At 54.5% G+C, this 24,503-nt stretch carries 23 protein-coding genes, 1 other RNA gene and 1 pseudogene; 7 read left to right on the top strand and 18 right to left on the bottom strand.

The annotated features are described in order from the left end of the window. Nucleotides 1–2: 2 nt before the first annotated feature. The 10 genes and pseudogenes from VFO10_RS31505 to VFO10_RS23630 all read right to left on the bottom strand — a co-directional run. Nucleotides 3–107 (bottom strand): annotated as a pseudogene (locus VFO10_RS31505) (glutathione S-transferase family protein); the annotation flags it as partial. A gap of 69 nt (nucleotides 108–176) precedes the next feature. Further along, nucleotides 177–1,280, bottom strand: a complete 1,104-nt coding sequence (locus VFO10_RS23670) for an alkane 1-monooxygenase (RefSeq protein ID WP_325144466.1) — start codon at nucleotides 1,278–1,280, stop codon at nucleotides 177–179. Continuing rightward, nucleotides 1,277–1,915 (bottom strand): TetR/AcrR family transcriptional regulator, encoded by a 639-nt coding sequence (locus VFO10_RS23665; protein ID WP_325144465.1) that lies wholly within the window; start codon nucleotides 1,913–1,915, stop codon nucleotides 1,277–1,279. The genes VFO10_RS23670 and VFO10_RS23665 overlap by 4 nt, the downstream gene beginning before the upstream one ends. Before the next feature lie 138 nt (nucleotides 1,916–2,053). Then, the gene (locus VFO10_RS23660; protein ID WP_325144464.1) at nucleotides 2,054–3,160 is read right to left on the bottom strand and encodes a DM9 repeat-containing protein; all 1,107 of its coding nucleotides are present in this window, start codon (nucleotides 3,158–3,160) and stop codon (nucleotides 2,054–2,056) included. Nucleotides 3,161–3,349: 189 nt separating this feature from the next. After that, a complete protein-coding gene (locus tag VFO10_RS23655; RefSeq protein WP_325144463.1) occupies nucleotides 3,350–5,827 on the bottom strand; it encodes a FliG C-terminal domain-containing protein in 2,478 nt (825 codons plus the stop codon). 121 nt (nucleotides 5,828–5,948) lie between these two features. Continuing rightward, the gene (locus VFO10_RS23650; protein WP_325144462.1) at nucleotides 5,949–6,962 is read right to left on the bottom strand and encodes a L,D-transpeptidase family protein; all 1,014 of its coding nucleotides are present in this window, start codon (nucleotides 6,960–6,962) and stop codon (nucleotides 5,949–5,951) included. Nucleotides 6,963–7,006: 44 nt separating this feature from the next. After that, the gene (locus tag VFO10_RS23645; protein WP_325144461.1) at nucleotides 7,007–8,047 is read right to left on the bottom strand and encodes an RluA family pseudouridine synthase; all 1,041 of its coding nucleotides are present in this window, start codon (nucleotides 8,045–8,047) and stop codon (nucleotides 7,007–7,009) included. Then, nucleotides 8,014–8,844 carry a helix-turn-helix domain-containing protein gene (locus VFO10_RS23640; protein ID WP_325144460.1) on the bottom strand — a complete coding sequence of 277 codons (831 nt, stop codon included), beginning with the start codon at nucleotides 8,842–8,844 and terminating at the stop codon, nucleotides 8,014–8,016. The genes VFO10_RS23645 and VFO10_RS23640 overlap by 34 nt, the downstream gene beginning before the upstream one ends. Then, entirely contained in the window at nucleotides 8,844–9,920 is a 1,077-nt protein-coding gene (locus VFO10_RS23635; RefSeq protein ID WP_325144459.1) for a MinD/ParA family ATP-binding protein, read from the bottom strand. Before VFO10_RS23635 ends, VFO10_RS23640 begins: the two co-directional genes overlap by 1 nt. Nucleotides 9,921–10,073: 153 nt before the next feature. Continuing rightward, complete coding sequence (locus VFO10_RS23630) at nucleotides 10,074–10,682, bottom strand: septation protein IspZ (protein WP_325144458.1); 609 nt, start codon at nucleotides 10,680–10,682, stop codon at nucleotides 10,074–10,076. Between the two features lie 157 nt (nucleotides 10,683–10,839). On the opposite strand from VFO10_RS23630, the gene sthA reads away from it, so the two are divergent. Genes sthA through VFO10_RS23610 form a run of 4 tightly spaced genes read left to right on the top strand, consistent with a single transcriptional unit; the run spans nucleotide 10,840 to nucleotide 15,866 of the window. Beyond that, a complete protein-coding gene (sthA, locus tag VFO10_RS23625; protein ID WP_325144457.1) occupies nucleotides 10,840–12,273 on the top strand; it encodes a Si-specific NAD(P)(+) transhydrogenase in 1,434 nt (477 codons plus the stop codon). Continuing rightward, nucleotides 12,254–13,156, top strand: a complete 903-nt coding sequence (locus VFO10_RS23620; protein ID WP_325144456.1) for a MoxR family ATPase — start codon at nucleotides 12,254–12,256, stop codon at nucleotides 13,154–13,156. Before sthA ends, VFO10_RS23620 begins: the two co-directional genes overlap by 20 nt. Then, nucleotides 13,153–14,046 (top strand): DUF58 domain-containing protein, encoded by an 894-nt coding sequence (locus VFO10_RS23615; RefSeq protein WP_325144455.1) that lies wholly within the window; start codon nucleotides 13,153–13,155, stop codon nucleotides 14,044–14,046. The genes VFO10_RS23620 and VFO10_RS23615 overlap by 4 nt, the downstream gene beginning before the upstream one ends. Beyond that, the gene (locus VFO10_RS23610) at nucleotides 14,043–15,866 is read left to right on the top strand and encodes a DUF3488 and transglutaminase-like domain-containing protein (protein WP_325144454.1); all 1,824 of its coding nucleotides are present in this window, start codon (nucleotides 14,043–14,045) and stop codon (nucleotides 15,864–15,866) included. The genes VFO10_RS23615 and VFO10_RS23610 overlap by 4 nt, the downstream gene beginning before the upstream one ends. 3 nt (nucleotides 15,867–15,869) lie before the next feature. Here VFO10_RS23610 and VFO10_RS23605 read toward each other — a convergent pair whose 3' ends face one another. From VFO10_RS23605 to VFO10_RS23570, 8 genes are all read right to left on the bottom strand, one after another. Beyond that, nucleotides 15,870–16,439, bottom strand: a complete 570-nt coding sequence (locus tag VFO10_RS23605; RefSeq protein WP_325144453.1) for a TMEM165/GDT1 family protein — start codon at nucleotides 16,437–16,439, stop codon at nucleotides 15,870–15,872. A gap of 236 nt (nucleotides 16,440–16,675) precedes the next feature. After that, the gene (locus VFO10_RS23600) at nucleotides 16,676–17,209 is read right to left on the bottom strand and encodes a helix-turn-helix transcriptional regulator (protein WP_325144452.1); all 534 of its coding nucleotides are present in this window, start codon (nucleotides 17,207–17,209) and stop codon (nucleotides 16,676–16,678) included. 355 nt (nucleotides 17,210–17,564) lie between these two features. Continuing rightward, nucleotides 17,565–18,557 (bottom strand): hypothetical protein, encoded by a 993-nt coding sequence (locus VFO10_RS23595; RefSeq protein ID WP_325144451.1) that lies wholly within the window; start codon nucleotides 18,555–18,557, stop codon nucleotides 17,565–17,567. A gap of 25 nt (nucleotides 18,558–18,582) precedes the next feature. Further along, nucleotides 18,583–18,768: a hypothetical protein gene (locus tag VFO10_RS23590; RefSeq protein WP_325144450.1), complete on the bottom strand. Its 186-nt coding sequence runs from the start codon at nucleotides 18,766–18,768 to the stop codon at nucleotides 18,583–18,585. Nucleotides 18,769–19,049: 281 nt separating this feature from the next. Continuing rightward, the gene (locus VFO10_RS23585; RefSeq protein ID WP_325144449.1) at nucleotides 19,050–19,343 is read right to left on the bottom strand and encodes a hypothetical protein; all 294 of its coding nucleotides are present in this window, start codon (nucleotides 19,341–19,343) and stop codon (nucleotides 19,050–19,052) included. Then, the gene (gene rsmI, locus VFO10_RS23580) at nucleotides 19,330–20,214 is read right to left on the bottom strand and encodes a 16S rRNA (cytidine(1402)-2'-O)-methyltransferase (protein ID WP_325144448.1); all 885 of its coding nucleotides are present in this window, start codon (nucleotides 20,212–20,214) and stop codon (nucleotides 19,330–19,332) included. Before rsmI ends, VFO10_RS23585 begins: the two co-directional genes overlap by 14 nt. 134 nt (nucleotides 20,215–20,348) lie before the next feature. Beyond that, a complete protein-coding gene (locus VFO10_RS23575; RefSeq protein ID WP_325144447.1) occupies nucleotides 20,349–21,119 on the bottom strand; it encodes a hypothetical protein in 771 nt (256 codons plus the stop codon). A 15-nt stretch (nucleotides 21,120–21,134) separates the two neighbouring features. Further along, a complete protein-coding gene (locus tag VFO10_RS23570; protein ID WP_325144446.1) occupies nucleotides 21,135–21,608 on the bottom strand; it encodes an acyl-CoA thioesterase in 474 nt (157 codons plus the stop codon). Between the two features lie 205 nt (nucleotides 21,609–21,813). On the opposite strand from VFO10_RS23570, the gene ssrS reads away from it, so the two are divergent. The 3 genes from ssrS (at nucleotide 21,814) to pheS (ending at nucleotide 24,486) form a co-directional block, all read left to right on the top strand. Then, a non-coding RNA gene (ssrS, locus tag VFO10_RS23565) (6S RNA) lies at nucleotides 21,814–22,006 on the top strand. Nucleotides 22,007–22,149: 143 nt separating this feature from the next. Further along, nucleotides 22,150–23,343 carry a pyridoxal phosphate-dependent aminotransferase gene (locus tag VFO10_RS23560; RefSeq protein WP_325144445.1) on the top strand — a complete coding sequence of 398 codons (1,194 nt, stop codon included), beginning with the start codon at nucleotides 22,150–22,152 and terminating at the stop codon, nucleotides 23,341–23,343. Between the two features lie 84 nt (nucleotides 23,344–23,427). Then, a complete protein-coding gene (gene pheS / locus VFO10_RS23555) occupies nucleotides 23,428–24,486 on the top strand; it encodes a phenylalanine--tRNA ligase subunit alpha (protein WP_325144444.1) in 1,059 nt (352 codons plus the stop codon). Nucleotides 24,487–24,503 lie beyond the last annotated feature (17 nt).

Genomic DNA, 24,503 nt, shown 5'->3' with positions numbered 1-24,503 from the left:
CCTCAACCGACTGGTGGTTTCACCGCATTGATCGCTGCCTGAGCAGCGAAAGCCCGCTTATAGGCGGGCCGCGCTTCACCACGGGCGACATAGGCGGCGAGCTTTGGAAGCATCCAGCGAACGTTCAGATGCGGTTATGGTGATTGCGAAAAGGCTCCTTGCGTCAACGTCCAAACCTATTCCTGGAGCGGAACCTGATTCATCACCGCCCGAGCCGCGACCACGCGATGATCCATGATGCGGCGCCACAAAACCGGCACAAAGGCGATGGGCATCATCAGTGTATATCCAAAAGGGAGCTGCGGGGAACCCGGTAAAGAACGCAGAATCTGATAAGGACGCGCGGCATGCGCATGATGATCCGAGTGCCGCGGCAGACCAAAGAGCAGATAATTCGAAACCACATGATCGCTGTTCCACGAATGAAAGGCTTTAACCTTTTCAAAATTGCCTTTTGCCGTGCGGCGCCGCTCCAGCCCATAGTGCTCGACATAATTGATCACTTCCAGATAGCTGAAGCCCACGATGGCCTGCAGTATGAAAAAGATCAAGCCCGACACACCGAAAAGAGCGGTCACAAGTCCCATAAAGGCCAACGGCACAGCCGTATACCAGAGCATCTGATTATGCAGGCTCCAGAAACCAAGGCGCCGTTTGCGCAGGCGGGTCGTTTCCAATTCCCAGGCACTTTTATAGCCGCCGAACACCGATTGGAAATAAAAGGCATAGAGCGACTGACCAAGCCGCGCCGTGGCTGGATCCTCGGCAGTTGCAACGCGGGCATGATGCCCATAGACGTGTTCTATCGTGAAATGCATATAGCAGGTGCACATCAGAGTCAGACGCGCCAGGAACATATCCAAGGGATTATTCACCTTATGGCACTGCTCATGCGCAACAGTTAATCCGATCCCCCCGGACACCAGGGCCACCGAAAGAACCAGCCCCAGATATTCATACCAGGCAAGTTCATAAAGGCTCGCAACCCATGAGCCCCAGAGCACAACAGCCACGATAACAGGAGCGATGGCAAAGGTCACAAAGCGGAAAAGCCCTGTCTTCGCTGCAAGCTTTTCCTTGTCGGCATCCAGGTTAGCATCACTGGTGCCGAAGATCAAATCCGCGAGCGGCACCAGCACATAACCGGCGATCACGCTGGCATAGATCCAAAGCCCTCCACCATAGAAGCCTAAAACAGTCAGCACCGGAAAGAGATAGATGCCGCAGTAAATCAGCGCCTGCTGCCGATGATTCTGCCGGCTTAAAATGGAATGTATCATTGACCCCTGGCCTCCAAGAAAGACGTGAATATCCCCTGCACGACATCGAGATAAAGGGCCTCGATGTATGGTTTCAAAAGAAAGATGATGTGATTCAGAAGCTCGCGGGACGGCTGATTCTTATCAGGCGCCGATTCCAAATAGGAGTGCCAATAGATGGTCACGATCCAAACGCTATTGGCCATGGCCATGCGCTGCGAAGGCTCCTCCAAACCGCGAAGAATTCCGGCGGTCTTGAGCTGCAGAAAAAGCTCGGCGAGCTCTACTTTGAAACGCGACTGGAGCCTTATATAATCCGCCCGTAGCTTGTCATCGCGCCTCAGGATCAGGGTCAACTCCGCGAAGAAAAACCGATAGCCAAAGATGATGTTGAAGACGACGTTCACATAATCAGCCAGGAGGAACAGTGCAGGTTTATCTTTTTCGTTCCAAAGCGTTTCCACCTGGGATTGGATCTGGGCGAAGATCGCCCGGACGATCGCTTCCTTGTTGGCGAAGTAGTAGTAGAGATTGCCTGGACTGATATCCAGATGCTGGGCGATATGATTGGTCGTGACCTCAGACACACCGGATTGGTTGAAGAGCGCGATGCTGCCTTCGATAATGACGTCCGATGTTTTCCGTCGGGATACCATGCCAATTATGTCCTGACTCAAGGATTTTCGATTTAGAGTAATTACTCTAACCGCAGGAGCCAGGGAAGTGAAAAGAGCGAAACGACAAAGCGTCCAGGGGTCAAAGCTCCTGGACGCCTAAGTCATGTCGGCATCAGACTAAGGTCCCGTGACCTTACGTGTATCCAGAATCTTTTGGGTGGCCGTCGTCTTCCAGGCCAGCACCTGATACACCGTGTTCGACTGAAAGCCATAGAATTCATGGTGACATCCGGCGGCCCCCGGCCTCAGTACGCCCGGAGTTTGTTCGGCGACACCCTGATCGACCTGCAGGTTGCGGCAGGTATAGAAGGGATTGCCCAGGGCATCCTTTCCAGTGATCATGGCCCGGTCCGGTTTCAGACCATTGGCAGAAGGCACCCATTCAAAATAATCATCGAAGACGCCCTGCGTGATGACGAGCACATCCGTATTGCGCAGACTGGTGTTGCCGTCATCGCTCTGGGACTGCAGCTTGGAGTTGTTGAACGTGGTCCAGCACTGCGATTTATTCGTATCGCGATTATGCACCTGCATTTTTCCAGGGATGACTTCGCCGTTATGATAGACGCGGCAAAGATAAAGCGTGTCGCGCCCCTGATCTTCCGTGCCCCCGATCGCAGCGCTGCTGGGAACCGCGGCACCATTCAAAGATAACCAACGAACAAAAGGCGAAGACACACTGGCCCATTCCTGGAAGCGCACACCTGCAGTGTTCGTCACGCTGACAAAGAAGCGAAGGGTTCCCTGCTCAGCCTGGATTTCAGCCATCGAGGGCGCTTTCAAAGTGATGGCTATGTGCCACTCCAGGCTTTGGGGCAGCTCCACCATCGAGACGATCAGACTGCTGTCTGATGAACTGGCCTGATAGCTCCAAAGTTTGGCGCCATAGCTGGCGTCGATATTCACCTTGTTATTGGTGGTCTGATCACGCAGAGCACAGTTGACGACTGATTCCGGAGACGTTGCCGTCGCGGCTTTCATTTCCGAACAGATCAAATAGGTTCCCGAGATGTTCGCCGGTGGGCTCACGCTTTCTTCTGCGGTTTTGGGTTCGGACGGCATGGGAACAGGTTCCAGTACCTCTTCCTTGGCCTGAACATCAGCGGACTTGGCGCTTTCTTCCACAAATGTACTTGCGGTAAGAAAGGGAGCCTTTTTCAAATCGGCACCGCTACAGGCAAGGCCTGATGCTATGAATGCCATGAATAGCACGTGAAATCGCATCACAGTGGCTCCTAGAAATGACAAGCTGAGTTCTAAAGAGTTTATCGGTGCACTGTGGTCGCGACTGGAATCAATATGAAAAATGAAAGCATTCCATGGCCTTGGCGGCTGGAATCAATTCTTACGCGATTCGTCTTGGCTCTGATTTTCGCATATCCGAGGCTGTGAAGGCTGCTTTCAGCCCTTCCTTCAAGCCGCGAACGCGCCCTTGGAGAAGATGGTGTCTTCCTCTTCCTCGGTCACTTCTGAATCCTTACCGGAGTAAATAAGTTCGTTGATATCCAGCATGCTGATGGCCCCGTTGTTGGCCAGACCGCGCAGGCGCGCCTTGATCTTCACCTCGGCCGTGCGATAGGCATTATCATCAATGCCCGCGATATTCCGAATATCCTCGATCCAGCTTTGCGCCAGTTCTTCCGGAGCTTTTCGCAGGAGGATGTCACGGATATGCTCGGGGCAGCCGACCAAAAAGGCCAGAAGATCCTCGCGTTCCATGCCCAGTATCACTTCAAGCAGGTGGCCGTCTTTAAGATAGGCCAGCATTTCCACCGTCACGAGTTTAAGCTTCAGACCGCGCGCGGTTTCAGGATTATTCCGCTCCAAAGTCTGCATCAATCGACGCTGATCACGCAGGTTGGAGCGCTCCAAAAGATCCAGAAGGATATCGCTCGAACGCAGCTGCTCGGTATCGAACTCGGAGCGCGACTGGATTTTCTTTTGAAGGGCCTGGGCCACATTGAAAAGGAATTCGCGTGGAATGGCCTCGGCCTGGGACAACTCCTCAAGGAGCTTGATCTTGGAATTGCCTTCATACATTTCAAAGACCGACGAGCGGAGCTTGCGATCCAGCTGGGTCAGCACGATGCTCTGCACGCGAGGCTTTTCATCCGCGATGAGATTGAAGATCTGCTGCGCATCCAGACGATTGAGGAAGCCGAAGCGATCGCTCGATTGACTGGCGAGCAGGCGTATTTCGCTGGCTGTGACCATGGTCTTCAATCGTTCCAGAAGACCGAGTTCGGTCGCCTGATCGAATTTGAAATTGGAGCGGTGATAGAATTCGCTCAGTTCATAAAGATCGCGCTTCAGGCTGGAATCATTCAGAAGTTCGAAGACGATGAGCTGGCCGAGGATATGAACATACTTGGCCGTCTCTGCGACGCCGTCGTCTTTCAAAAGCCGGGTGAAGGTCTCACGCGCAATGCGGGGCTGCTCGACGAATTGCTGGACAAGGTCCTGCTTCAATTGCGCCAGCTTCAAAGCCAGCATGGCTTTTTCCTGGGACACCTGGGCTGTGGACACGCGCACGCCTGGGCTGCGTGGACTGTCCTCGCTCCCTTCCGTCACACCTTCTGCATAGGCGCCGTCCTCTTCAGCCGAGGCCTGTGCCGCCCGCCGCCGGGCCGGCCCAGTTCCCGCCGATGCGAGAACCATTTCACGCGCCGTTCTATTGGTCGCAGACACCTTCATGATAACGATGGCGGCCAGAGTCACAAGAAGCAGAAAACCGGCAGCATAGGCGGCCATTTCCTCGGTGCTCATGGTCTTGTTCGTTAACGATTCACTGTTGCTGTCAGTGCGACGATCCGATTCCTTTTCCAGGCTTTCCTTGTTCTGGGTATTCGACTCCGAGGATTGCTCACGCGATTCCCGCGACGACTCGCTTTCCGTGCGGCTTGACGATTCCGAATCCTTCTCATGCTTTTCCATGCGTTCGGCGCTGCTGCGGGACTCGGTGTCCCTTTCCGTATTGCTGCGCGATTCGCTCGTCATCGTTTGAATGACTTCCTTGGTGCCGGCCAGATCACGGAAAAGAGTCAGCATCTGCCGCAGTTTTTCCAGGCCATAGGGATCGGTGGATTCCTCCTGGGCCTTTCTCTTTTTGTCCAGGGCGGTTTCCGGAAAGGCGGTGGCATCGACGATGAAGTCCACAGGATTCACAAAGCGGGTCTGGGCCTTCATAAGGCGGAGTATACGCTTCTGCTCGTCTTCCATCAGGTTTTCATCCAGGGTCAGATAAACGCGAATGTCCTGGATGCGAAGGCCGCCCTCGGCTCGCTTCCCGACCACGACCTGATCACCCGGGAACGAGCTTAACTGCTCAGGACCAACCGGCTGGGCATCGACATCAATGCGTTCCAAAAGACACTGATCGGGACAGTAGCGGTCGATTATGGAATTCAATACCCGGCGCAGGCGATTTTCCAGCTGCGCGCTCAGATCCTCGCTCGGTGTCGGTGCGGAACTGCCAATGGCCGGCAGATCCACGGGTTCCCATTTGATGCCATGCTCAGGCGCCATGCCCTTGATCTTGTTGCGAAGCAGCTGCTCCAGTCGATCGCGATCGACGGGCAGAACGCGGTTATCGATCTGGATGACGGGAACCACGCTCTGGACTTCGAGTTTGGCATCCTGGGCTGTGTTCTGCGATTCAAAGCCGAGTTCATCGCTGTCGGGAATGGTTTCGTGAACCTCGACTTTGACTTCAAGGAGCTGGCAATGCTGCGAACAATAACGGTCGAGCACGGTCTGCACCTTCTGCGCTGCGTCCCGCCCTGTATCCGCCTGCACACGGCGAATGCGATCGCTGATAGGCTCCGCGGCATGACCAGGGGTCATGCTCACGAGCAGCATCGCGCCAAGGATAAGGGAAAGCCAGGACCGCATCTCGTTCCTTTTCTGCGACCGCAAAGAGTCGCAGAAGGTCGATCGGCGATTGGCGCTGCAGCATAATGGGAAAAAAGTGCCGGGAAGGAAGCGGGAGGGCCCCAGGGCGGGGAACCGCAGCTTAGAGCCGCGATTCCACGTTCTCTTGAAGGGCCTTGGTGCTGGGCGAAGACTTGATGATTTGCGCAATCTTCTCGCGGGACAGGTTCACGAACTGCAGCGGCTTCTCATCGAATTCCTCGTGGAAGAGTTTCCACTCATCATCACCCGTCAGCTGCCAATAAAGAATTTTACGGCCGTAGCTGCGGTAACGATTATCACCATTGAAGTCCTGGTTCATCACCGCCACCGCATAGCGATCGTGGGTGAAGACGCGAATGTTGTTCATTGCAAGGTCCATGTTCTTATACGAACCGAAGACCCGCTTTTTGTATTCGTAATAGGCTTGCTTGTTCTTGCCATCCATCTTGAAGCTATCGTGATAGAGGCTGATGTAATGGTCGATGTCACGCTTCGCCCAGGAATCAATCCATTCCTGGGTCAGCTGTCGCACTTTTGCGACGTTTTCAGGGCGATTCACCTGTGATCCATCCTTGGCAATGACGACCACGGATTGATCCGGTACCAGCCATTGGGTCAGGGATTGTATATCGGCATTGTAAAAGGCCACGCAGCCTTCGGTGACCTTGGCCGCATCGATGCGATGGTCCGCTTCCACACCGTGCAGCCAAATGCCGTAACCGGTTTTGCCGAGGAAACGATCCAGGGGGTTGGGGAAATCTATGGGAATCGCAAAAGGACCATACTTGCGACCCAGCTTGCGTCCGTTCAGAATGCGCTGGCTGAAGTAGATGCCCTCGGGCGTGCGATTGTCACCGACCTTTTGCTTATCTCCCTCTTCCTTGCCAATGGCAATCTTGAAGGAAATAAGATGCTCCGGCTGCTGATTGTCTTCGGGCATGGTCATCAGATCGGCGGTCAGCTTCGCTTTGTCGACCAACAGGAACACCATCTCCCGTTGGGCTTTGACTCGAATGCTTTCCGCGGAAACGTGGGCTTCGTCAGCCCGGCCCTGGTTCGCTATGAATCCCAGACCACAGAGGCTCAATGCAAGACTCAGAATTCGGCGATACATAAAGTCCCGTCCTTGGCGGAGATTGTCCGACTTCAGAAATGAAGTCACTGATCCCTATGCTTTTCCAATAATTCTAACACAGCGCGGAAATCCTGAGGTATAGGAGCTTCAAAAGCCATTTTCTGCCCGGTTTCCGGATGCTCGAAACCAAGCCTCCTGGCATGCAAAAGCTGACGGGAGACATCTTCCACAGCCTGACGGATGGGCTCGGGAAAGGTTGGGGGCAGCCGCACCACTTCCGGACCGTACACCGCATCTCCGACCACAGGCCAGCCGAGGGCCTTGGCGTGCACCCGAATCTGGTGCGTACGACCCGTCGTGAGTCGCACCAGAGCCAGGGTCAGCTTGCGGCCATAGACTTTGCGCGCCGAGAAATTGGTTTTCGCGTAACGATACGACTCCAGCTCCATACCTTCGTTCTGCTTCAGGAGATAATCTTCCATGCTCATCGAAGCAAAGCGGGTGCGATTGCGGGGGTCGCGGTAAAGGTAGCTTTCAATCTCAATCTCTTCCTGATCCATGGCCCCATTCAAAAGGGTCACGTACTCACGAAGGTTGGTCTTGTTCTTGAATTGAGCGGCCAGATGCCGATGCGCCGACGCGGTTTTTGCGAGCACGATGACGCCGGACGTGTCCTTATCCAGGCGGTGAACGACACCGGGGCGATCCACTTCACCCGGCAGGTCCTCGGCCCTTTGCAAACCAAGATGGGCCAGCACAGCCGCAACGAGCGTGGGCTTGCCGCGTGTTCCCGCACCTGGGTGCACGATGAGTCCAGCCGGCTTGTTGATGACGATGAGTGCAGCGTCTTCGTAAAGGATGCTGAGGGGCATGGGAGTCGGAACAAGGTCTTCCGCTTTTTCCATTTCCGGGGGCAGGTTCAGAAGTTCCAGCTTGTCGCCGTCTTCCACCCTATAGCTGGCTTTGGCGGGAGCACCGTTCACGCGCACATCACCGGCTTTGATCAGCCGGTGCAGCGCCGAACGACTGAATCGCGGCAGGGCCTGAGCCAAATAAGCATCAAGCCGGCTGCCAGCGGCACCTTCTGCGGTCAGTATGAATTGGGTCGGGTTGTCTCGCGCCAATGGTTGTATTTCTCCGTGTAGGCCTCGATCAGCGTGCCGGCCTCGGGAAGCCCCAAGTACTGCAGGTAGATCTTCAGAAAGCCCCTAACATACACGAGAGAAGGCAACTTTTGAAAGTCGTTATTTTCCATGGCCTTAATGTATTCGATCGAAATTTTGGTTCGCTCCTGAATCTCGGCCTGGTCGATGCCTACGATCTCGCGGAGTTGCACCAAACCCTTGCCATCAAAGGATTGGGGCTTCGCGATGATGGCCTGCATGGAGGCTAAAACATCGGGGTCAGTGGCCCGCGTCGCGGCTTTCTTGATCTTGCCAAACGTTACGGGGCGCCGCGGAGCGGTCCGCGCAGGTTCGTCCTGCCAGTTCTCCGAATCACCACCCAGGTCGCCTCTGAAGCTGTCTTTCATACTATCCGGCGCACGGATGCCACCCAGACGTGAGGGGGTTCCATCAGCATTGTCGCCGAAAAATTCTGCACCATGGGACCGCTGGGGGGGTTCTTTCACAAGGCCGATCGAGACATCGTAGTCCTTGCGCTGCGTTTCATCATCGAGCACGCGATAGGCCTCTTCGATCTTATCGAGGGCGTCACGCGCCTCTTCATCCGACACCAAAGAATAAAGCGCATGGCTGCCCGAGGAATATGTACTCCGCAGCCTTATATAGGCTTCGCGAATCTGCAGTCGACTGGAGTTAGGCGCGACATCCAAAACTTCATAGTACGACGGTCCGAGCCCGGACTTGCCTTGGCTCTGCAGCTTCGATGGTTTGAATTCCGACCCAAGCTGTTCGTTCATCAATTTCTCCGTTGCATTCCTAAAATTTTCAGGGATTGAGCCGCTGCGACTGAGAGGCGTTTAGCAATCATACTATGAGGAAAATCGGAAACAAGCAAACGACGATTTTTCAAAGACTTCAGCACGGCTTCATCGTAGTTGAGATAGCCGAGGTAGCGCGTGGGCAATCCAAAGTACTTTTGACAGATATGCTCCATGGAAGAGCCCAGATCAATATCACCCTGGTCGCGGGTTTGATTGACGACGATCCCGAGACAGCGCGCTTGGATGACCTTCTGCAGATCCTGAATAAATTGCGGATAGGACCGTTGCAGTTCCTTCAGACAGCTCGCGTAGCCGCTGGTCAAGGTACTGCCGGCCATGGACGACAGGGCCGCTTTGATATCCTGGGCGACCTCGACCTGCTTCTGCCGATAGCCAAGGTTGTCTATCAACTTCCAAAGGGTCATCTTAAAAAATACATAAGCATTTTCGATCGACGTGGGCTCGGGCAGCACCGTCACGAGTCCAAGGTGGGCGGCCGAGAAAAAATCCATCGTGTGGCGATGGGTGCCTGCCCCCAAATCCAGGACGATAATGTCCACTTTGAACTGCTGACGGCTGGCCAGCAGTGCCTGCCAAAGCGGAAGCAGGTATTCGGTCGGCTGATCCAGATATTCCGCCCAGGCCTCTTCCCGTCCACCCGCGACAAAGGCCACCCCCTGCACAGGAGCCGGCAGGATCACATCGCGGAAGGCTGCGTTTTTCGTGATCAGGAAGTCGACGAGGCTGCGCTTGGGCATCGACACCCCGAAATGACTGTGTAGGTTGGAACAGCCAAGGTCAAGGTCGACGACCAGCACGCGGTAGCCGAACTGGGCCAGGGTCGCCGCGAGGTTGGCGCTCACTATACTCTTACCCACACCACCTTTGCCGCCTCCCACGGCAACGATCGCGGGCATCTGTCGTGAAAGAGGCAGGGGGGCATCGAACGAAAGGCCAGCCTTCCAGTTGGTGTAATGTGTGGCCACGAACTGGCTGACGTCGCCTTCGCTCGTGGGACTCGGCTGCTTCAATCGGGGATTGATTTCAAACATGGCCCATCCTGAATGAGGAAATCGGTTCAGATTGTGCTGAATGGATTTCTGATGCGGGTAAGATCCCTTCAGCTTTCATTATATTCCTATCGTTTCGCAGCACACAACTCATGCAGGCGAAAGGTGACAGGTCCGTTTGGTGTTTTATGGAATTCACGCGAAAAGTTGATTGATCACGACCAGGATGAAAAGCGCGGGATAGATGGCCAGTCGCCAGGCGAACCAGCCGGCCGTTTTCAGTCGAATGGCTGCATAGGTCATGATCAGGCCATGAGCGATGAAAAGCCAGATCATGTGTCCCGACAGGCGGCTCAGAATTTTTCTGAAATGCTCGGAGTGGAGCATTTCGAGCATGGGCGACGCCTCGGCGCTGGCAAGCTGAGTGCTATCCAGGGCTCGGAGTTCGGTCGGCTGGGACTGAAAAAGTTTTTCCATATGCGGCACGAAATGCAGCATGAGGGGTTGGTCAAAAAACTGAAACCAGGCGAAGACTCCAGCGAAAACGAGGGCCAGGACCGTCGGTTGAAATTTAAAGTAGCGATCGTTATTCATCTTGAGGCTGATGGCCCCCAGCACCAGGATCATGATCCCTTCACCGAGGATGAACTTATCGAGTTCTTTGAACAGGACGAAGTCATAGCCCAGCATCACGAGGGTGCAGATCATCGCGGCTATGATTCCGGCACGGAAGCCCTTCCAGGCATCGACTCCGATGTAGACGATCAGGGGTAGAAATTCCATGATCACGAGCGAAGCGTTCATGCCGACTCCCAAAATTACCAGTATTTGATGATAAACGGATTGACCTGGTCCCGACAATCCCAAACAGCCAAAGCCCAGTGCCAGCCGGGCCCGACCTAAAGAAGTCTCGCGGAGAACCGATCCTCTTACCGTGGTGTCAGCATTCAGGGAGTGACCTGTGGGTTCAGCAGCTTATGATATGGTCGTGATCGGAAGCGGACCGGCCGGGATTCAGGCCGCGATCCAGGCTGCGCGTTTGAACAAGCGCGTCGCAGTCATCGAAAAGCATCCCGAGCGTCTCGGCGGAACATGGCTGCATACCGGCACCATTCCATCCAAGACTCTGCGCGAAGTGATGGCTGCCATTCGCAGTGTGCATTCCCACGTCGGGGCTCACTGGGTCGAACGACTCGTCAATACGCTTTCCACCAATCGCCTGACTGAAAGGGCGCGTACGGCTTCCATGGACGAAGAAAAAATCGTGCGGGCCTCGCTGGCTCAGCACAAGGTCGATCTGATTCACGGCACGGCTTTTCTGGAAGATACCAACATCGTCCGCATCAATCCCTTGAATGGCGAGAGCTATGTCCTTCACACCGAAATCGTGGTGATCGCGACCGGCTCACGTCCGCGCCGTCCCCCGGATATGCCCTTTGACGGCTGGCGCGTGGTGGATTCCGATGACATCCTGCGCCTTGAATCCTTGCCGAAATCCATCACCGTCTTCGGCGCCGGCGTGGTCGGCTGTGAATACGCCTGTATATTTTCCGCGCTGGGCGTGCAAACCACCATCATTGATGCCCGCACCCGCATCATGCAATTCATGGATCAGGAAATCGCCGAAGAGCTGAAGCAGTCGATGGAAGGACTGGGTGTCAAATTTGAGCTGGGCCGCCAGATGCAGAAAATGGAAGTCGACGGCCCATCCGTACGGACAACTTATAATGATCTCATTCTCGAAACTGATATATTCTTCTTCGCAGCAGGCCGTGAATCCTGCAGCGATCATTTGGGCCTCGAACGCGTCGGTATTGAAGTCAACGATCGTAAAGCGATTAACGTGAATAAATATTTTCAAACCAGTGTCCGCACTATCTACGCCGTCGGGGATGTCATCGGCCCCCCAGCCCTGGCCAGCACTTCGGCCGAACAGGGTCGTCTTGCAGCGGCCCATGCCTTTGGCATCACGGATGTGGTCTTCCCGGAATTTTTTCCTATCGGCGTTTATACCATACCCGAAATGTCCTCCGTGGGTCTGACGGAAGAGGACCTCATCAAGACCAAAGAGCCCTACGTCGTAGGTCGAGCCCGCTATGATCAGATCGCCCGTGGTTATATTCGCGGCGACAGTTATGGCCTGATGAAAATCATCGTCTGCCAGAATACGCACAAGATCATCGGTGTTCACATCGTCGGCGCCGATGCTGCGAACCTGATTCACATCGGGCAGGTGGCGATGATCGCCGGCATGACCATTCATCAGTTTGCGCATTCGACCATCTTCAACTTCCCAACGCTGGCGGAAGGCTATAAGATCGCCGCGTTCCATGCCATGGCGGAACTGGAAACGCTGCCGCAAAGGAAGCCCGTACATGCTGCAAAAATTTCTTGAGCAGGCGGAAAAAGTCGTCATCGGCAAAGCGGAGTCCTTCAAGCTGGCCATGAGCTGTCTTCTGGCAGGCGGCCATCTTCTTTTGGAAGATGAACCCGGCATGGGCAAGACCACGTTTGCGAAGACTCTGGCCCGGCTGCTCAATCTGGATTTCAGTCGCATTCAGTTCACCTCGGATCTGCTGCCCGCGGATATCATCGGGGTCTCCATTTTCGATCGGGATAAGCAGAGTTTCATCTTTCAAAAGGGCCCCATCTTCAGCCAGCTCGTCCTCGGAGATGAATTGAATCGCGCCTCGCCCAAGACCCAGAGCGCCTTTCTGCAGGCCATGGAGGAGCAGGCCGTGACAGCCGATGGCAAGACCTATGCGCTGGAACGCCCCTTCTTTTTCATCGCGACTCAAAATCCACGCCGGAGCATAGGAACCTTTCCTTTGCCGGAATCGCAGCTCGATCGCTTCATGATGAAAATGGCTCTAGGCTATCCCGGTCGCGACGCGGAAATCAGTATCCTTTTGAATGAAGGATCGTCCAAAGCCCTGGCGGATCTGCAGCCGATCTGGGATCCGGGTGAAATCATGGCTCGGCAGGATGAAATCCGCCGTCTGCATGTGGCCCCCGGCATCGCTCATTACATCGTGGATATCGCCCAGGAATCCCGGCGTCTGCCGCATGGAATTTCCCCGCGCGCGTCCCTTGCCCTTTTGCACGCGGCCCAGGCCTATGCCTGGCTCGATAACCGCAAGTATGTGATCCCCGAAGACGTGCAGGCCGTCGCGATCGCCGTGATGAGCCATCGCCTTGTCAGCGGGGATGAACTCAGGCCTGAGATCGGCAATGAACGCGCGCGTGAATTGCTGCATCAGGTTCCGGTACGACCATGAAAAAGGTTTTTATTCCCACGGATCGGCCGGGCATACTGCCGACCGTTTATGGCTTCGCTTTTTTCACCCTCATCGTCGATGTCTTCGCCCTCGGTTTTTTTCGCAACTCCGGGCCTTATCACACTGTGGGTTTGACCCTGATCGTCCTGGGTATGGTGGCCATGATCCAGACCAACAGCAACATGGATAGCGTCACCGCTGACATCATTCAAAGCGAGCCGGGTGAAGAGGGAGGAACGGCCCGCGTGCTGGTCGTTCTGCGGAATGGGCAGCTGCCGGCGCGTTATAACATTTCGCTGGTTACCCTGAAAACACTCAAGCTTCTCAATATGCCCTTTGTTCAGGAACTCAAGACGAGCATGACTGTGCCTCTGGATATTCAATGCCAGTCACGCGGCGTCTATCCCCTGCAGCGCATCAAGGTTCAGAGTCGCGGCTATTACGGGCTTTTTTCCGCGTGGAAATGGATTTTCACGGATGCAAAACTGATCGTTTACCCGAAGCCTGAGGGTCAGCAGCCTTTGCCTGCGGCGGATGAAGGCGAACGTTTTCGCTATCTGACCGGCGAGGATTTTGTCGGCCATCGCCTTTATCAACCCGGCGCGTCTTTGAAACAGGTGGATTGGAAAGCCTATGCGCGCGGTCAGCCGCTGCTTTTGAAGGAGTTTGGCAGCCGTGGTGATGGAGCGCTTCATTTACGCTATCAGGATGTGCTCGCGACCGACACCGAAGCGCGTTTACGGCAGCTTGCGGTCTGGGTCTTTGCCTGCGCCTCCCAGAATCGACCGTTTTCCCTGGAATTGCCTCAATTCACCCTTCCAGAAGGATCCGGCCGAGAACAGCTGCGGGCGGCGCTTTTTCGTCTGGCCAGCTTCGAGGAGCCGGCATGATGGGCGTGCAGAATTTCGCGCTGATCGTCTTTGCCTTTCTCATCATTCTTCTGATGCAGGGGCTTCCCCTATGGCTTGTCATCGCGGCGACGACACTCGGCCTTTGGAAGTGGTGGATCATCCGTTCGGGAACGGGCCAGCCCTCGCGCATTCTTTTGAGCGTGCTGGGATCCTTGCTCCTGGCCTTTGTCTTTCTCGACAGCGCTCCTATTTTCAGCCGTGAATCCATGATGTCGATCGTCTGCATCGCCGCCATGCTTTTCATCATGGATCGACCGCACCTGCGTCAGGTGATGTTGGTGCATGGCGCGTTCTATGGAATGCTGATTTCCCTTCTGGTGATGCGGTCGGCGCCTTTGCCTCTTTTCGTGTACTTTTTCATGACCGTCCTCATCTTTTTCTCGTTGCTCCTGCATCATCTGCCGCCTTCCGCTCTATTGTCCCTTTGGCCTCTGGGTCGGAACATTCTGAAAATATCCCTGCCGGTATCGGCTGTGCTTTTACCTGTGTATTTTTTCTTCCCGGAAATCCGCCCGCAGACATCCGACTACGCTGTCACGGGTCTCTCCGATATTCTGGAGCCCGGTCGTATTGCGAACCTCGCCCTTTCGGATCGCGTGGCTTTTCGCGTGCGTTTTCTGCAGGAAAAACCGGGAGAACAGCCACTTTACTGGCGCAGCAATGTGCTCGAAGAATCCTTCGGCATGATCTGGCGGAAAAAACGCAAGATCGAGATGCAGGATTATACGCCGCGGGCCACGGCTGGCCCTTTAACTTATGAAATGATTCCTGAGGTTCGCCTTGGTTTGGGTCTTCCGCTTTTGGAGCATACGATTGCTGTTCACGGCGCAGGAACCCAGGCCACGAAGATCTGGTGGCATCCTGATCTTCGTATCTATCAAACCCAGAACGAGTTGATCGAAGCCAGCGCCGCGCCGATGGATCGCTTCTTTGTGGAACAGCCTCCCGTTCAGGAGGACCTTCGAATCCAGATTTCCCCGCGAACCCGGGATCTGGTTACCGAATTGAAAGCGAAGAAAGCCGAAGAGCAGGTTCGTTTCCTTTTACACAGGATGCGCGACTTCACCTACACCCTGAAGCCGGGGACCTTGAATCGCGAGGATGCTCTGGATGACTTTCTTTTTGTGAAGCGCCGCGGTTTCTGTGAACACTTCGCGGCCTCTTTTGCAACTCTGCTTCAGCTCGCCGGCACACCGGCCCGGGTCGTCACAGGTTATGAAGGCGGCGTCTTCATCGGCGCCAGTGATTTCCTTCTCGTTCGTGACAGCGATGCGCATGCCTGGGTGGAAGTCTTCTGGGACGGCCGCTGGCGTCGTGTGGATCCGACTCTCGTGGCGCGTTCCGAGGTCCCACCGGAAGATCGCGTGTGGGTTACCGCCCTGCCGTCCGCATGGTTCGCCTACGGTCTGCGCCTTGCCGTCATAAAACTCCGCGAGTGGACACAGGAGTTTGAATATCTTTGGATGATACTGATTGCGATCATGACGGTGATCCTGCCGATTCAAATCTATCGCATGCAGAAAAAGCGCCTGAATCGCCCGATCTGGCAATCCGCGATGGAAGCTTTTCTCCGTGATCTGGAAAAACATGGGATCAAACGGGAAAGCCATGAGGGTATGCGGGATTTTCTTGCGAGGGTCGCGCAGAACTATCCTGAAAGAGCAGCAAGCATCGAGGGGCTGTCCAGGAAATATCAGGATGTCCTCTATGGACCCGATGCGGATCGACGTGAAACCGAAGATTTGCGCCAACAGTTTCACAGCGAACGTCGCATGATCAAGCGCGCGTCGGCGAAGTGAAAATCAATTCCCCATCTGCCAGAGGATCAGGCCACCAAACGCTGCAAAAAGCAGCGACGAGATGATGCGAATCGCCTTCATCGGAATCACCTTGATCAGCCGCTCACCAAACACAACAGCCAGTCCATCCGCCACCAGCATACCCATAGTGGTTCCGATGGTGACCGCGATCGGCATCTGAAACTTAGCGCCCAGGGCCAAGGTTGCCAGCTGAGTTTTATCGCCCATTTCCGCCAGAAAAAAGAGAACGACGGTGGTGAAGAAAGCATTCGCCGCGTGATCGGTTTTCGCGGAATCATCATCATCCAATTTATCAGGAACCAGGATCCAAAGGGCAAAGGCAAAAAATATGACAGCCAACGAAATGTGCAGAGTTCGTTCCGAGATCTGACTTCCGATCCAGCCTCCCAGGGCCGTGGCCAGTCCATGGTTCAAAAGAGTCGCCACCAGGATTCCGAGCATGACGATGACGGGTTTTTTGAAACGCAGCGCGAGGACGAGGGCCAGAAGTTGTGTCTTGTCACCCATTTCGGAGGCGACGACGAGGCCGAAGGATTGAAACAATGCTTCCATCGAAAAAAAACTCCCATGCTTAGTGATAAGCCGTGGGTCAAAAAAAACAAAACGAGACCCACGGCACGATGTGCTGTGACAGTCTCGTTGACAGATACTGAAAAAGTTCTGCTGTAACGCCGGAAGCTATGGCTCCAGTATGTCGGCGTCACAATCGGCAGGCCCGATTAACTACTCCCTATCAGTCTTCCATACTAGGGATAATCCTGAGTCGAGGCAAGTCCAAAAACGGCAGATCAGCTGGCCGCGGGCACACCGCTCAATATATCTTCCAGAAAGAAGGCCGACAGTTCCGCGCGGCCTTTAAGCCCTGATTTCCTATAGATTCCCTGGCTCTGCTGGCGAACGGTTTTCTCGGAAACATTACGGACACTCGCAATATCCTTGATACTCAGTCCCTTGAGCAGAAGGAAGGCCGTTTCCTTTTCGGCCGGCGTAAGCTTCCAGAGTTCGAACTGCATATCGATAGTTTTTTGGACATCGCGGCAGTAATTGGCAAGCGTCGTGCTCCAGACATCAAGACGGGACTCCAGGTGTTGCCGACCCCTTTCCGAAGAAATAAGCTCCTCGACCAAAGGAGCGACGCGCCGTCGCCATATGGTAATCGTGATGGCACCACCTGTCAGTCCTGCAAACACTTCAATGACCAGATGCGAATGGGTGATGCCATTGGCCAGGTCAAGCCAAAGATCTCCGATCAATAGGATGAGGAAAAGGATCGAGAGTTCGATCAAAGCCCATTTTTGCTTTCTTGCAAATTTATCGCTCATGGTGCCTGACAATCCCTCAAACGCTAGTGCTTATGACCCATTAAGACCTTTGTCCCATGCAGAAGCATGGCTTTCATCCCGATACGGTGAATATGGGGGATGACTGGTGCCCCAGTCCTTTGATTTTACCATGAACTGAAGGAGGAAGCAGCCCACCAACCCGTCCGTCGCAAGGCTCGCATCTCGGTATTCCGGACGTCCCCTTGCTGTCCGGAATACTCCACCCCGCAGGAATTCACATTGAAATCCCGAAAATAAAAAAGCACTCCGGCGTTGCAGGTTAAGCCGGAGTGCTGAATGGGACAAAAGTCCAGCAAGGGTTATGGAATGAGCGGCGGATACTTGGGCTCAGGGTTCATTTCACGACATAGCTCACCGTAAGGTTCGAGCCATCCTTGATCAAATTCACAGCCGTCAAGGTCAGGGTCTTTGAGGCCGCATCGTAAGAAAATTCATTGGGTGCCAAGAGCTTCCCATCGAGCGTCGGCTTAATATCCTGCACGCTCCTGGCGGTTTGACTCAGGACAAAACTTACGCTTCGCTTCACGATGTCATCCGACAGCCGCGTGATCAGCTTGGACCAATCGGTGCTGCAAAGATCCAGGACGGATCCCCCTGTCTTCTGGCTCAGCGCCATGTACTCTGTGCCCACTGAAGCCAGGCGGCAGTTATCGTTGACAGTGGAGTTGGGAAGACCCACGATGGAATTGAAGCTGTAGTTTTTCAGAAGTGATTTCGTGTTGAAGTCCGTCGCGAGATTTCCCATCCCCTGACCATTGTCATCGGTGATGACCACGATTTCCGGCTTTGCATCGGCGCGGAAGGGGATAGGGGCTGCGAGAGGCATATTTTGATCATTGACGTAGGATGCCACGAAGAGTCCATCAAACAGCGCATTCAAACGGGATATGGCATCGTTGGAATAGACTCTTTGCGCAACGAACGCGATTTTCCTGGGATCGGCTCCGGCAGGCAATGGGAAAACCGAATCCATGAGCAGGTGAATCCTGTGATCCAGCTTGCCGGCATTAAGGGCCGCAATCAGACGCCCGAGATTCATCTTGGTCGCTTCGATTTCGCCATCCATAGTGGGGCTTGTGTCCACAGCGAAAACGATATCGACCTTAAGCGAGACTTTGAACGTATCCTGAAGCGTCAGCGGCTTTTCTTTCCCCGAATCTCCTGAATCAGCAGCAGGGGGAGGCTGAGGCATTGGCAAAGCGGGGGCTGTCGCCTCCTCTGCGACATGACTCTTGAATTTGGATTTGTCAGAACATGCCGAACCGAAGAGCCATACCAAAAGTAAAAGAATCGGCTGCCAATAGCCGCAAGCAATGCTTTGAATCATGCCAGGCACTCCCAAAGTGAAACACTCAAGCTGAGTTTTTCAAAGTCTCGATTCGATTCAGAATCGGCTCTTCCTCCAGGGCATGATGCCGGCTTTTTGCGAGCAGCGCGTCTTCCTCTATGACCAGCTGCTTGAGCCTTTCGATCAGCTCTCGATCTTTTTTATAAAAGTAAACATCTTCCAAAAGACTGCGTGCCCTGAATTTTTCCATGAAAAACCTTCCTGTCAGAAGTTTCGTCATTCACACCAGCGGATTGCTTTCCTGTTCGGTGCGCGGCGGCGAAGACTGCATAGGATTTAAGGCATGCGCATGGAAATGATTGATGATTTTCTGATACCAGGTCTTAAGTCCGAGGCGACGGCCCGTGAAATGATGGAAGAAAAAAATAAATGCTGTTCAGCTCTTTTCAAAGCCGGAAACAGCATTCGACTTAGGTCATAGTAAACTTGGGTGACGTCCCTTGCCGGATGCCAAGGGATATCGACCTCCGTTCAAGGCGTCGGTGACGCCGAAGACCCCTTTTCCTGGGGGACAGTCGATGGCGAGGCAGGCGCCGGTGACGCCGAAGTCCCCTGCTCCTGGGGGACGGCCGTTGGCGAAGCCGGAGTCGTCATCTCTCCAGAACCCTGCTGCTTCTTCAACTCCGCCTGCTGCATCCGAATATTATAGCTCCGCATGGCCACATTCAAAAACACCATAAGCCCACCGACAAGGGTGGCAATCACAAAAATCCGGGCCATTTTCCGGGCCTGCTCGGGACTCGGTTGTCCATCACGTATCGTCATCGCTTGCCTCCTTGGCTTCCAGCAAAAGTTGGTAAAGGTCGGAGCGGCTCAGACCCCGATCCTTGAATTTTTGAAGCAGATCCTTCAGCGTCGCGCCTGTGCGGAAGAGCTGCATCGCTTCCGACGCGATTTCGCTCGCCGCTTCGGCCGCTTGAGTTTCCGGTGTTTCACTATCCTTGCCGAGCGAAACCATCACGGTGGCTTCCCCCTTCAGAAAATCATGATCATGACACCAGGACCGCGCCCCCTGAATATCGGTCATGATAATTTCCTCGTGCAGCTTGGTCAGTTCACGTCCGACCACCAGCTCGGCATTGGGATAAAGCTCCTCGATCACCTTGAAAACCTGATCCAGGCGCCGCGGCGCTTCATAGAACACAATCGACGCCCGCATCATCCGCCAGCTCGCGACTTCCCGCACCAAGGCCGCTTTCTTGGTCGGCAGAAAACCGACGAAGAGCAGACGATCGCTCGGAAGACCGGACGCAGAAACAAGAGCCGTCAGAGCACTGGGCCCTGGAATAGGATGCACGGGAATCCCGCGCTTTTTCGCTTCGCGGATCAGCCGATATCCGGGGTCCGAGACGCAGGGCGTCCCGGCATCCGACACCAGAGCCAGCGAGAGATTTTCTTTCTGCAGGCGATCCAGGATCACAGGCGCTTTCTCCTGCTCCACATGATCGTAATAACTAATCAGCTCGACCTTCTCACGGCCGATCTGCTGTAAAAGCTGTCGCGCCCGCCGGGTGTCTTCGGCGGCGATCAGGTCCACATTCTTAAGGATCTTCATGGCTCTCTGCGAAATATCGTCGAGATTGCCAATCGGAGTGGCCACGACATAGATGGCAATGGATTGCGAGGCCTCGGTCATGTCTGACTCACACGTAAAAAGGTTCAAAAGCCCCCGATCAGGCGGTCCCCAATCTAGCGTGAGTCAATCCCGAACACAATTGGAAGACGCTTACCCAAGCACGGCAAGTCCGCCATGATGCCATAGATGCGTCATTAGAGGTACCAAATATAGCCGAGTTCAAAGTAAGCCCCATCCAGAATCTCGGCGACAGAATTCTTAAAGAGCTTCACCTCACCCGAGTCTTTCAAAACTTCCTTCGGGTTCGAATCTATAAAACTGCTGCGCTCCCATATGCCTTGCGCATAAAACCCGCCTGCCGTTGGGCTCATGAAGCCAAGGCCGAGGCCTTTGACGAAGACCTGATGGCTTTCCTTTTCTGATCCCAGCGTCACGCTCTGGTAGGAAAAGAGCCCGCTGCCGTAAATATACATAGGAAAGTGCTGCGAAAGATAAGCCCGCATATAAAGGCCGGCTTCGTTTCTCCAAAGCTCCAGCTCATCACCGGATTGCTCCTGCCAACCGCTGCGGCCGACCACTCCGACATCCACCCGCGATGAGAAAGGATACATGAAGGCGTAGACCACGCTCGTCAGCAAAAGGCCAACCACAACAACGAGCACGACCTCTTCCCAACGATCAGCGCTGGTGTAGAAACTGCCGAAGCTGTTGCCATCGAGATGGGAAAGGCTCGGCCCACTGCGCAAAGCATCGGCCTCATGGCTATCGGGTTGATAGCCCTTTCCCCAAAGGTTCAGGCCGAAGCTCACGGACACCGCCGGTCCCCTTGAGCACAGCGCCTCCTCATCCACCGCACGGGCCAGACAGCCTTGAATCTGTCCAGCTCCCAGGCCCCATTCGTAGGCCCTGACCTCTTGCGAAAACATCCCAAAAATCAGACACCCCACCAGAATCCTTGAGCGCATGCTGGCCTTTCTTTTTTAATCGCGGCTTTCTTTCAGACTGGCTTCTTTCCGCTGTTTCGCCCGCTCAAATCGCGCCGCCTCTTCCGGCGTCCCAGGAACAAAAGGTGGAATCGGCTTCGGATGACCCTGTTCATCCAGGGCGACCATGGTGAAATACGAAGAGTTGGTGTGCCTCTGGCTTTTCTTCACCAAATCTTCCGCAATCACCTTGATTCCAATCTCCATCGAAGTCTTGCCCGTATAATTCACAAGGGCCAGAAACGTCAAAAGCTCACCAATGTAAATCGGCTGTTTAAATAAAACCTTATCGACCGAAAGCGTGACGACATAGCTTGCGGCATAGCGCATGGCACAGGTATAGGCGACTTTGTCAAGATATTTCAGCAGATCTCCACCGTGCATATGGCCCGAAAAATTCGCCATATCGGGCGTAACCAGGACTGACATCTGCAAGGCTCGGGGATTAAAAAGATCGACCTGGGTTTGCATGCGCGCAGCTCCATTCTTTTATGCAGGCAGTCCTGTTTCGAGAAAAATCGCGATTGATTTGTAAAGAAGTATTTGAACATGAGCGGTCTCACTTTTCAATGTTCTAAGAAATTCCTAAATTTCCAGAGGACATATCGGGCCTGCTGAGCCGCGAAAATTTTCCTTCAAAAAAAAACTATACTCCCGACCCTCATCTTGTGTTAGAAACTCGCTTGGAATGTGTCGGCATCGTACTGGTTGATGCAGGTGAACCGATGCTTTTAAATCAGGGAGCCTGGGTCCATTCGTGGTGAGCATGCCTCTTTCAATTTGAGGAAGCCTGAAGCGCGTGGTAAGGCACCCACCTAGTGAGTGGTGGGTTCCCTGGCAAATCAGATACGTCGTATTCCGGCGCATTCCTCCTCTTCCCTCTTCAGATTTCAGACGCGAGCCACCGCTTCGGAGCTGGCCAAAACGTCCTCCCCGGAAAGCACTTGTAAGACCCGCTGCACCTCTGCTTAATAGGGGCAACAAAAACCTTTCCGCGCACAGGGTTTTCACCATGGAATTGTCCCTTTCAAAACGAATCTCGCAGCTTCAACCGTCCCCAACTGTGGCCCTTAACACCAAAGCCAAGGAACTGGCGGATCAAGGTCATAAGGTCATCAACTTTTCAGTGGGTGAGCCGGACTTTCCCACGCCAAGGCCCATCGTCGACGTGGCGATCGAGGCTCTGAATCAGGGCAAAACCAAATATAGTGCCGCGGGGGGCAGCCTGCCTCTGCGCAAGGCGATCTGTCAGAAACTCGAAAAAGACAACAAACTGAGCTATCAGCCAGGCCAAATCGTGGCCGGTGTCGGCGCCAAGGAAATTCTTTTCCACCTGGCCCTGGCCCTGATCAACGAAGGCGACGAAGTTCTGATTCCCGCACCTTACTGGGTGAGTTACACAGAACACGTCATCGCTGCGGGCGGCACGCCGGTGGTGATTCCCTATCCCAAAGATCACAATGCGCCGCGTTTGACGCCTGACATGATTGAACGCTATGTCACGCCGCGCACCAAGGCCATCATCATCACGACGCCCAACAATCCGGCCGGCTATACCATTCCCGAGGCCGAATTGCGCCAGCTCGGCAAGTACCTGGCCGACAAACCCTGGTGGATCATCGCGGACGAAATCTATGAGTATATGTCCTACGATTTTCCAGCCGTATCCATGGCCACCCTCTGCCCCGAGCTGAAAGACCGCTATATCCTGGTCAACGGCCTTTCCAAAGGTTACGCCATGACCGGTTGGCGAGTCGGTTACATGGCCGGCCCGAACAAGGTCGCCGACATGGTGCGCACGCTGCAAACCCAGTCCTCGACCTGTCTTCCCGCCTTTATTGAAGAAGCCGCAGTCAAGGCTTTGAGCATGGGCGCAGATGCGACCAAGGATAAAATGGGTCTTCTGAAATCCCGTCGGGACATGGCGATCCGGCTTCTGCGCGAAATGCCAGGGGTGGATATGATGCCGCCAAATGGTGCGTTTTACATCTTTATCGACATCAGAAAAGTCCTTGCAAAATCCCCTCTCTATGCCAATGATAATAGCCTCGCTTTCAGTGCGAAATTGCTGGAAGCCCATCATGTCGCGATGGTTCCGGGCGAGGCCTTTGGTGCTCCTGGTTTCCTGCGCCTCAGTTATGCTGTTGCCGATGAGCAGTTGATTGAAGGTTTGAAGCGATTGGGCGAAGCACTTAAGGCCGTGTGAAAGCAGCCGCTCTCTTATCGCAAGATCCAGCGGGGCGTGGCCGGTAAGGCCATATCCCGCTGTTTTACTATTGGAAAGTTAAAAATGTCCAAGCTCAATGAATGCGTACAGCGCATCGAGGAAATCAAGAGTGCCTTTCACGAGGATACGAAGGACGCTTCTTTGAATTCCCGCGCGGTGGAAGATCTGAAGGTCAAGTATCTGGGGCGCAAGGGTCTGGTGACGGCCCTGATGGAAACGCTGAAGGAAATGTCCAAGGAAGACAAACCAGGCGCGGGTAAAATCATCAACGAACTGCGCAAAGGCATCGAGGACAAGCTCGAAACCCTGCGGGCTTCCGCGGAAGAAGGCGCACTCGACCAATCCCTGGCCGCGCAGCGTCTTGACGTCAGCCTGCCGGTCGCGGCGATGCAGAACAAAGGTTCCTTGCATCCTGTGACCCTGATGCGCCGCATCATTCTCGATGCGTTCCGGAGTCTTGGCTTCACCGTTTACGACGGTCCTGAAGTCGATCTCGATTTTTATAACTTCGGCGCTTTGAACTTCAAGGACGATCATCCTGCGCGCGACATGCAGGACACCTTCTTTATCGGCGATCGCGCGAAAACGATTCTGCGCACGCACACATCGAATATCCAGATCCATGCGATGATGCATGAAAAGCCGCCTCTGCGCGTCGTGGCCCCGGGCCGCACCTATCGCTGCGACAGCGACATCACCCACACGCCGATGTTCCATCAGGTGGAAGGTTTCATCGTCGATGAGAACATCGACATGGGCGATATGAAGGGCGTGATCGATCAGCTCCTGAAAGCCGTCTTCGGCCAGGATCTTTCCACGCGTCTCCGTCCAAGCTTTTTTCCCTTCGTGGAACCCGGCGCGGAGTTCGATCTGCAGTGCGTGAGCTGCCGTGGCAAGGGATGCCGGATCTGTAAGAATACCGGCTGGCTGGAAATCGGCGGCCTCGGCATGATCCATCCCAATGTGTTCGAAGCGGTGGGTTACGACAGCGAAGCCTATACGGGTTTCGCCTTCGGCTTTGGCCTCGATCGGATCGCCATGCTGCGTTACGGCCTCTCGGATCTCCGGCAGCTCTTCGAGGGCAACCAGCAGTTCCTTGGCCAATTCCCGACCCATCCCTGAGCGGAGACTCGCAAGAC

The sequence above is a fragment of the Oligoflexus sp. genome, from assembly GCF_035712445.1.
In the GTDB taxonomy this organism is placed as follows: domain Bacteria; phylum Bdellovibrionota_B; class Oligoflexia; order Oligoflexales; family Oligoflexaceae; genus Oligoflexus.
This window is presented reverse-complemented; position numbering and strand designations above follow the sequence as displayed.

Excerpts from the sequence above, each read along its gene's own strand:
- VFO10_RS23575 (WP_325144447.1), bottom strand. The coding sequence starts at position 21,119 with ATGCGCTCAAGGATTCTGGTGGGGTGTCTGATTTTTGGGATGTTTTCG.
- VFO10_RS23595 (WP_325144451.1), bottom strand. The coding sequence starts at position 18,557 with ATGATTCAAAGCATTGCTTGCGGCTATTGGCAGCCGATTCTTTTACTT.
- VFO10_RS23590 (WP_325144450.1), bottom strand. The coding sequence starts at position 18,768 with ATGGAAAAATTCAGGGCACGCAGTCTTTTGGAAGATGTTTACTTTTAT.
- VFO10_RS23605 (WP_325144453.1), bottom strand. The coding sequence starts at position 16,439 with ATGGAAGCATTGTTTCAATCCTTCGGCCTCGTCGTCGCCTCCGAAATG.
- VFO10_RS23655 (WP_325144463.1), bottom strand. The coding sequence starts at position 5,827 with ATGCGGTCCTGGCTTTCCCTTATCCTTGGCGCGATGCTGCTCGTGAGC.
- VFO10_RS23630 (WP_325144458.1), bottom strand. The coding sequence starts at position 10,682 with ATGAACGCTTCGCTCGTGATCATGGAATTTCTACCCCTGATCGTCTAC.
- VFO10_RS23570 (WP_325144446.1), bottom strand. The coding sequence starts at position 21,608 with ATGCAAACCCAGGTCGATCTTTTTAATCCCCGAGCCTTGCAGATGTCA.
- VFO10_RS23620 (WP_325144456.1), top strand. The coding sequence starts at position 12,254 with ATGCTGCAAAAATTTCTTGAGCAGGCGGAAAAAGTCGTCATCGGCAAA.
- VFO10_RS23640 (WP_325144460.1), bottom strand. The coding sequence starts at position 8,844 with ATGAACGAACAGCTTGGGTCGGAATTCAAACCATCGAAGCTGCAGAGC.
- pheS (WP_325144444.1), top strand. The coding sequence starts at position 23,428 with ATGTCCAAGCTCAATGAATGCGTACAGCGCATCGAGGAAATCAAGAGT.
- VFO10_RS23660 (WP_325144464.1), bottom strand. The coding sequence starts at position 3,160 with ATGCGATTTCACGTGCTATTCATGGCATTCATAGCATCAGGCCTTGCC.
- VFO10_RS23650 (WP_325144462.1), bottom strand. The coding sequence starts at position 6,962 with ATGTATCGCCGAATTCTGAGTCTTGCATTGAGCCTCTGTGGTCTGGGA.
- rsmI (WP_325144448.1), bottom strand. The coding sequence starts at position 20,214 with ATGACCGAGGCCTCGCAATCCATTGCCATCTATGTCGTGGCCACTCCG.
- VFO10_RS23635 (WP_325144459.1), bottom strand. The coding sequence starts at position 9,920 with ATGTTTGAAATCAATCCCCGATTGAAGCAGCCGAGTCCCACGAGCGAA.
- VFO10_RS23585 (WP_325144449.1), bottom strand. The coding sequence starts at position 19,343 with ATGACGATACGTGATGGACAACCGAGTCCCGAGCAGGCCCGGAAAATG.
- VFO10_RS23615 (WP_325144455.1), top strand. The coding sequence starts at position 13,153 with ATGAAAAAGGTTTTTATTCCCACGGATCGGCCGGGCATACTGCCGACC.
- VFO10_RS23560 (WP_325144445.1), top strand. The coding sequence starts at position 22,150 with ATGGAATTGTCCCTTTCAAAACGAATCTCGCAGCTTCAACCGTCCCCA.
- VFO10_RS23610 (WP_325144454.1), top strand. The coding sequence starts at position 14,043 with ATGATGGGCGTGCAGAATTTCGCGCTGATCGTCTTTGCCTTTCTCATC.
- VFO10_RS23665 (WP_325144465.1), bottom strand. The coding sequence starts at position 1,915 with ATGGTATCCCGACGGAAAACATCGGACGTCATTATCGAAGGCAGCATC.
- VFO10_RS23670 (WP_325144466.1), bottom strand. The coding sequence starts at position 1,280 with ATGATACATTCCATTTTAAGCCGGCAGAATCATCGGCAGCAGGCGCTG.
- VFO10_RS23600 (WP_325144452.1), bottom strand. The coding sequence starts at position 17,209 with ATGAGCGATAAATTTGCAAGAAAGCAAAAATGGGCTTTGATCGAACTC.